The sequence below is a fragment of the Shewanella sp. SG41-4 genome (genome assembly GCF_014164505.1).
GTDB lineage: Bacteria > Pseudomonadota > Gammaproteobacteria > Enterobacterales > Shewanellaceae > Shewanella.
Genome location: NZ_JACJFI010000720.1, coordinates 1 through 885 on the forward strand (window position 1 = coordinate 1; position 885 = coordinate 885).

The following is an 885-nucleotide window of genomic DNA, read 5'->3' on the forward strand; positions in this document are numbered from 1 at the left end:
TGAGCTTTTCAAGATGTTTATCGGAATTATCGCTAATACGCTTTTAGGCAACAAAAAAAGGATTTCAGATGACTCTAGATAATTTATCAGAAAGTCCGCCAAAACTCAACATCCATACTACTTTAATTATTAATAATTTTAGTAACTTATCAGCTTAAATAACCCGAATCAATCATCTTTTAGTCTAGGCAAAAGCGAGAATTTAGATAATTGAGAATAATACAAACTCGTTATGTAGATCTGAAACGTTAACAAAAATTAGCTAATTCAAATAGATAGGATTATCCTTTAGGTAAAATCGAGAATTTTCGCAATTACATAACTAGAAACAACACTGTTTTTGACACAAATTAATTATAACTGTACAAAAAACAGATATGTATTGCTCGGCCGAAGTTTTGAATATTAAGCCTCTGACTCATTTGGGGATAAAAGCTTGTAAATTAGTTGTAAATTCAGTGACTCAAGTATGCCAGTTTACCAATCATCGAACGTTTAGATTCCGAATAATCTCTATGTAGTGGATTAACTTCACAGATTCACTCAATTTCGTTTTAATGTGGCGTAGGGGGAGGGATTTGAACCCTACCACCTACATCTAAGACGCCTGTATACGCGGGTTGTACGAGTATTGAATGAGTTGATTGTTACACCAAACCGTTGCTCCATTCCATGTTAGCCGAAGTTTTAATCCAGTATTTTACCCATTCCTGAATTAATCATTGAAGTAACATCCATTACTTGCCCATTTGAAAAGAGAAAATAATATCTTTGTGAACCGGTATAACCACCATAGCTATTTTTAGCATTAATTAAAGTAGGAACGATATAGCCAAAATGTTTCTCCCCTCCTGCAGCCCACCCGTCCTGCGTCATTCCTTTTCG

Annotated in this window: 1 protein-coding gene; it reads right to left on the bottom strand. The window is 34.7% G+C overall.

Going from position 1 to position 885, the window contains the following annotated elements; genetic code table 11:
* Positions 1-687: 687 nt before the first annotated feature.
* Positions 688-885 (bottom strand): hypothetical protein (locus H5202_RS23490; RefSeq protein ID WP_220493997.1); only part of this gene is annotated, 198 nt, incomplete at its 5' end.